At 69.5% G+C, this 5,653-nt stretch carries 7 protein-coding genes and 1 pseudogene; 2 read left to right on the top strand and 6 right to left on the bottom strand.

Annotated features, from left to right (window positions below; all coding sequences use genetic code 11):
• The coding region (locus KME75_RS39640; protein WP_219420141.1) for a hypothetical protein at positions 1 to 403 on the top strand (403 nt) is incomplete at its 5' end.
• 132 nt (positions 404 to 535) lie between these two features.
• Here the strand turns inward: KME75_RS39640 and KME75_RS39635 are convergent.
• A pseudogene (locus KME75_RS39635) lies at positions 536 to 739 on the bottom strand (MBL fold metallo-hydrolase); the annotation flags it as partial.
• A gap of 403 nt (positions 740 to 1,142) precedes the next feature.
• On the opposite strand from KME75_RS39635, the gene KME75_RS46455 reads away from it, so the two are divergent.
• Positions 1,143 to 2,186 (top strand): sodium:calcium antiporter, encoded by a 1,044-nt coding sequence (locus tag KME75_RS46455; protein ID WP_219420140.1) that lies wholly within the window; start codon positions 1,143 to 1,145, stop codon positions 2,184 to 2,186.
• 1 nt (position 2,187) lies between these two features.
• Here the strand turns inward: KME75_RS46455 and pqqE are convergent, their stop codons facing one another.
• From pqqE to pqqA, 5 genes are all read right to left on the bottom strand, one after another.
• Positions 2,188 to 3,267 carry a pyrroloquinoline quinone biosynthesis protein PqqE gene (gene pqqE / locus KME75_RS39625; RefSeq protein ID WP_219420139.1) on the bottom strand — a complete coding sequence of 360 codons (1,080 nt, stop codon included), beginning with the start codon at positions 3,265 to 3,267 and terminating at the stop codon, positions 2,188 to 2,190.
• 7 nt (positions 3,268 to 3,274) lie between these two features.
• Entirely contained in the window at positions 3,275 to 3,607 is a 333-nt protein-coding gene (pqqD, locus tag KME75_RS39620; RefSeq protein WP_219420138.1) for a pyrroloquinoline quinone biosynthesis peptide chaperone PqqD, read from the bottom strand.
• Positions 3,597 to 4,373, bottom strand: a complete 777-nt coding sequence (gene pqqC / locus KME75_RS39615; protein WP_246633717.1) for a pyrroloquinoline-quinone synthase PqqC — start codon at positions 4,371 to 4,373, stop codon at positions 3,597 to 3,599. The genes pqqD and pqqC overlap by 11 nt, the downstream gene beginning before the upstream one ends.
• Positions 4,370 to 5,269 carry a pyrroloquinoline quinone biosynthesis protein PqqB gene (gene pqqB / locus KME75_RS39610; RefSeq protein ID WP_219420137.1) on the bottom strand — a complete coding sequence of 300 codons (900 nt, stop codon included), beginning with the start codon at positions 5,267 to 5,269 and terminating at the stop codon, positions 4,370 to 4,372. Before pqqB ends, pqqC begins: the two co-directional genes overlap by 4 nt.
• 117 nt (positions 5,270 to 5,386) lie before the next feature.
• On the bottom strand, positions 5,387 to 5,479 hold the full coding sequence (pqqA, locus tag KME75_RS44450) for a pyrroloquinoline quinone precursor peptide PqqA (RefSeq protein ID WP_219420136.1): 93 nt from the start codon (positions 5,477 to 5,479) through the stop codon (positions 5,387 to 5,389).
• Positions 5,480 to 5,653 lie beyond the last annotated feature (174 nt).

Below are 5,653 nucleotides of genomic sequence, written 5' to 3'. Positions count from 1 at the left end.
CGCTGGCGAGCACTGCGCCGCATCACCGCCAGCCCCCGCAGAATCGGCGCCTACGTCAAAGCAGCGCTCGTCCTCACCCACATCGAACAACTCCAGCTACGCACTTCTTGCTGAGATCACCTCACTGGACGGCAACCTTGACGCGAAGACCCAGATGCTGCGTGCCGCCGAGCTGTGGCTGTGGTCGGCGACTGGTAGCAGCATGAACGACCCGGACAAGGCGGTGGCCGAGATCAAGGCCGCGGGCCTCACTGTCGTTCTGGCGCGCAAGGGCAGGGGCAAGCCGGTACTGAACGCGGACCGCTCGGCGGCCTCGGTGGCCGCGCGGCGAAGTTGGAGCTGTGCGGGATATGCGGCACGGCTGCCGGGGTGGCGAGCCGGTCCACGGTTGGCCGCGCCATGATCTGCGCGGACTGTGTGGACATCATCCCGCGCATCCTCGACGATCTCGACGCGCTCGACCCGACCCGGCGGAGATCTTCGACAACGCCCAGCGCGGCGAGCGCGTGCGGCCCCGGTCGGGCAGTCGTTCAGCTCACCAGCCGCGTGCCCTCCACTCGGGCAGCGACGGGCGCTCCTTTCCGAGGGTGGTGTCGTCGCCGTGCCCGGGGTAGACCCACGTCTCGTCCGGGAGCGGCTCGAACACCCGCGACTCCAGGTCGTTCATCAGGGAGCCGAACTCGGCGGGCCCGGCGGTCTTGCCCGGCCCGCCGGGGAACAGGGAGTCGCCGGTGAACAACCCGGCCTGTGAGGGGGCCGACGGGGGACACCGCAGTGACGAGAACTCGATCGTCCCTGGTACTTCCACGCCCCCTCGGCTGACCAGCCGTCGCCGGTGCTGAGGTCGGTGACGACCAGGTCGGCGAGGGCCGGGCCGTCGTGCGGCTCGACGTCGGGGCGCTGGAGCGTGGGAGCAGCCACGGTGATCCTCTCGTTGGCGGAGTGACGCGACGACAGCCCGCGCGAAATGCGGGGTGCGACTCCTACTAGCGAATGGCGGCACCATTTGCCATCATCGAGCATGAGGACGCAGGAACCCATCGGGTTCGTCACCTAGGGCCCCGGATACCACATCGTGGGCACGAAGACCAGGCGAATTTCCGCAGCCTTGAGCGTCCGGCTGGAACGAGGGGGGATTCGCTGTGACCTCTGTATTCATCTTCATCTCCGGCGCGACGCTCCTGATCTACAGCGCTGAGAAGTTGATCGGCTATCTCGTCGGGGCCGCGAGCGGCCTCAAAGTCTCCCTGTTCCTGCTCGCCATCATCTTCACGGGCATCGAGTTCGACGACATCTTCCTCGGAGTCGCGTTGAACCTCGAGGACCTCAGCGGCGTCGCGCTGGGCACCGTCTTCGGCACCGCGATCTCATTGACCGGAGTCGTACTCGCGGTCGCCGCGATCCTCACGCCGGTGAGGGTGCACATCCCGCGCGACTACATCGCCCTCCTGGCCGCCGCACCGCTGGTGATGATCGTGATCACGCTCACGGCCCCGCTCACCTTCGTCGACGGCGTCGTGCTCGTCGCTCTGTTCGTACTGTTCATCGCCTACATCGCCGTCCGGGAGTCCCAGCGGAAGATACCGGTCTTTCGCAACGCCGAGGTCTACGCGGGGATGGTCGAGGCGGACCGCGGACGAGAGGAACTCACGGACGAGGCGCCGGGGAAGTCCTTCGCCGACGAGATGCCGTTCGCCGAGGCGCGCAGGCTTCCCGGCTGGGCCGGACTGGCGTTGGCGCTGCTCGCACTCACCGGCCTCATCATCGGTGCCGCGACCACGGGCATCGGAGTCGAGGGGATCCTGGAGGCCTACGGGATCGAGGGCACACTGTTCGGTGCCACGATCGTCACCGCCGTACTGACCATCGAGGACATCTTCCTGACCGTGGAACCCATCCGGAAGGGTGCGCCGGGGGTCGGGATCGGAAACGTCATCGGGAGCGTCGTCTTCTCGGTCACCGGGAAGCTCGGCATCATCATCCTCGCAGGCGGCGCGATCGTGGTCGGCCCGGACGTGCTCACGTGGCATCTGACCGCGCTCATCGTGGTGACCGGCCTCGCGGCGTACTTCCTCTACACGGGCCGATTGCAGCGGTGGCACGGCTATGTGTTGCTCGCGCTGTACGTCGCCTACTGGGTCCTGAGCTTCGTCGTGTTCGGGGGAGCCCCGATCGAGATGGACTGACTCAGCGGTGCGGACGCGGGACGAGCGCCTCCTCGTCCCGCCTCGTCCCCGCGTTGGCCGCCTCCACGGCCTCGGCCACGATCCCGTGGTCGGGCGAGAGATGGCATACCGGATCGGTACGGGCGGCGTCGCCGGTGAGCTGGAACGCCTGGCAGCGGCATCCGCCGAAGTCGATCTCGCGGCGGTCGCAGGTCCGGCAGGGGTCCTTCATCCAGCCGGTGCCGCGGAACGCGGTGAACGTCGGAGAGTCGTCCCAGATCCGTTCCAGGGAGTTTTCCCGCACGCTCGCTCGGGGCAGCGGCAGGGTCTGCGCGGCCGGGCAGGGCAGCGCGTCGCCGTTGGGGGCCACGGTGAGCTGGCGTGCGGCCCACCCGCCCATGCAGGGCTTGGGGTACTCGCTGTAGTAGTCGGGCAGGACGTGCACGACCTCCATCCGGCCCGCCAAGCGCTTGCGCGCGGCGCGGACAATCTCCTCGGCCCCCGCGAGCTGTTCCCGGCTCGGCAGCAGCGCCGCGCGGTTGCGCCACGCCCAGCCGTAGTACTGGGTGTTGGCCAGCTCGACCCGGTCGGCGTCGAGCTCCTCGACCAGGGTGATGATCTCGGCGACCCGGTCGATGTTCTGCCGGTGCAACACCACGTTGACCGTCAGCGGCCAGCCCAGGTCCTTCACCACGGCGGCCGCCTTGAGCTTGCGCTCGAACGACGGGATGCCGGCGATCCGGTCGGCGGTGGCGGGCTCGTCGGCCTGCACGCTGACCTGCACGTGGTCGAGCCCGGCCTCCTTCAGCCCCTCTGCGCGGCTGCGCGAGAGCCCGATCGCACTCGTCACCAGGTTCGTGTACATGCCCAGCTCGGCGGCCGTGCGCACCAGGTCGACCAGGTCCCGGCGCAGCAGCGGCTCGCCGCCGGAGAGGTGGCACTGCAGCACACCCATCTCCGCGGCCTCGGTGAACACGCGCTGCCACTCGGCGGTGCTCAGCTCGTCGTCGTAGGCGGCGAGCTCGAGCGGGTTGGAGCAGTAGGCACACGCCAGCGGGCACCGGTAGGTGAGCTCGGCCAGCAGTCCGAAGGGCCTGTCCATCCTGATATCACGGTCCATCGTCGATCTCCACATACCGTTTGGCGACGAGCCGGGCCAGGAAGGCCGCCACCTCGTCGTCGACTACACGGTCGTACCGCGCCTGCAGCTCCGCGGCGACGTCGGACACTGTCCGGTTCCCGTCGCAGAGGCCGAGGATGTCCGCGCCGGTCGGGTTGAGCACGATCACCGACTCCGGCCCCAGCAGGACGTACCGCTCCCGTGTCCGGTCGAACCGCATCCGGACGTGACGGGACAACGCCGGGTGGCCCGACGGCGGGACGGTCGGTGACGCCGGCCGGGGGGCCGTGGGGGCGTCACCGGCCACGCCGTCATTCGGCATGGGGTTGGTCCACATAGCCCTGGTCGATCGCATCCATCATCGACCAGAGCACGTCGCACTTGAACGACAGCGCCGCGACGGCGGCGTCCCGGTCCTGCGGGGTCCGGCAGTGCTCGGTGACCACCGCGAGGGCGTGCTCGGAGTCGCGCGGCGCCTGGTACAGGCGGGCCCGGAAGTAGGCCAGGCCGTCCGGCTCGATCCAGGTGTAGTACTTCTCGAACGCGGCCAGGCGCTCGGCCATCAGGTCCGGCGCGAACAGCTCGGTCAGCGACGACGCGACCGCCTCCACCCACGGCCGGGTGCGGGCGAAGGTCACATAGGCGTCCACCGCGAACCGCACGCCCGGGACGAGGTGACGGTGGTCGGCGATCTCCTCGCGGGTCAGGCCGCAGGCCTCGCCCAGGCGGAACCACGCCTCGATGCCGCCCTCGCCGTCCGCGGCGCCGTCGTGGTCGGTGATGCGGCGGATCCAGCGCCGGCGCACCGCGGGATCGGGGCAGTTGGCCAGGATCGCGGCGTCCTTGCGCGGGATCATCTCCTGGTAGTAGTAGCGATTCGCCACCCAGCCGCGGATCTGGTCCGGGCTCAGCACGCCCTCGTTCATCCGCAGGTGGAACGGGTGCGCGCTGTGGTAGCTCTGCGAGTGCGCGCGCAGTTGCTCGACGAGGCCCTCGACCTCCGCCGACCTCGTCGCCGGATTGATGTCTGCCGCCGGCCCCGCCTCCACCGCAGGTGTCACCGTCGTGATCATCGTGCCCCTCTTCATCGTGCTGGGACCTCCACTTCGAGACCGTCGCTGGCCACTTCCATCCCACTCTGCTCGACCTGGCGCCGTTCCGGCGAGTCCTCGAGCAGGATCGGGTTGGTGTTGTTGATGTGGATGTAGATCCTGCGTTCGATCGCCAGCCGGGACAGCTGCTCCAGGCTGCCGCCAGGACCGCCGATGCAGAGGTGACCCATGTCGTGAGCCGTCTTCTGGGCCAAGCCGAGACGAATCAGCTCGTCGTCGTGCCAGCACGTGCCGTCAATGAGCAGGCAGGCGCAATCCTCGAGCTCGGTGAGCACGGCCGGGGTGAGCGCCTGCACGCCCGGCAGGTACACCGCGGCGCGCCCGGTGGCATCGTCGGTGAGCCGGTAACCCACGACGCGCCCCTCGTCGGTGCCGGTGCCGAACCGGTCGTGCTTGGCGGTGGGGACGTCGAAGGCCCGGTAGGAGATCCCGTCCAGCGGCACGTCCTGCCCCGGGACGACGCGTGTCCATTCGACGGGGCAGTAGCGCTCCAGCGTGGTCAGCACCCCGGTCCCCGAGGTCAGCGTCGCGTACGTCGCCTCGGTGGCGTGCAGGCGGATCCCGCGTCCCTCCCGGAGCAGGAGCAGCCCCAGGGTGTGGTCGAGCTCGGCGTCGGTGAGCAGCACCGCCGCCACCGGCGTGGCCCGGTCGTCGCCGGGGTGCAGCCCGGGGAACGCCTCGAACTGGGCCCGGATGTCGGGGGAGGCGTTGAACAGGAACCACCGCTCACGGTCCGGGCTCACCGCGATCGACGACTGCGTGCGCGCCCGAGCCGGCCGGGTGCCCTCGCGGACCGCCCGGCACGTCGGGCAGCTGCAGTTCCACTGCGGGTAGCCACCTCCGGCCGCCGATCCCAGCACCCGCAGCCACATGTGTCGCTCTCCGTTCCTCGTGCCGGCCCCCGCCCTTGTCGGAGACGGCGGGGCCGGATGACGCGAGGGGCGCCGGAACCACGTTCCGGCGCCCCTCTCACGTTCACGTCGTCGGGCTCAGGCCTCCGAGCGTGCGATGTACATCGTCACCTCGGGTGCGCACTCGATCTCTTCGAAGTCGGGCGTCTCCCACTCGGTACGGGTCTCCACTGCTCACCTCCCTTCCGCGGTGTTCCGCGTCGTCTGCTGTGCGGTAGGTCTAGAGCGTGTCCCTTGGATCATGGGACGGGGTCGCGGAGCCAGATCCTGATCGAGGCGACGTCGATGGTTCCGCGGAACATGTAGTCGCGCTTGTCGTAGCGGGTGGCGACCGCGCGGTGGCCC

The sequence above is a fragment of the Pseudonocardia nigra genome, assembly GCF_019396355.1.
Taxonomy (GTDB): Bacteria; Actinomycetota; Actinomycetes; order Mycobacteriales; family Pseudonocardiaceae; genus Pseudonocardia; species Pseudonocardia nigra.
This window is presented reverse-complemented; position numbering and strand designations above follow the sequence as displayed.

What these genes read in the sequence shown, in the direction of transcription:
- pqqE (WP_219420139.1), bottom strand. Translation starts at nt 3,267, where the DNA reads ATGGACAGGCCCTTCGGACTGCTGGCCGAGCTCACCTACCGGTGCCCG.
- pqqD (WP_219420138.1), bottom strand. Translation starts at nt 3,607, where the DNA reads ATGCCGAATGACGGCGTGGCCGGTGACGCCCCCACGGCCCCCCGGCCG.
- pqqC (WP_246633717.1), bottom strand. Translation starts at nt 4,373, where the DNA reads ATGAAGAGGGGCACGATGATCACGACGGTGACACCTGCGGTGGAGGCG.
- pqqB (WP_219420137.1), bottom strand. Translation starts at nt 5,269, where the DNA reads ATGTGGCTGCGGGTGCTGGGATCGGCGGCCGGAGGTGGCTACCCGCAG.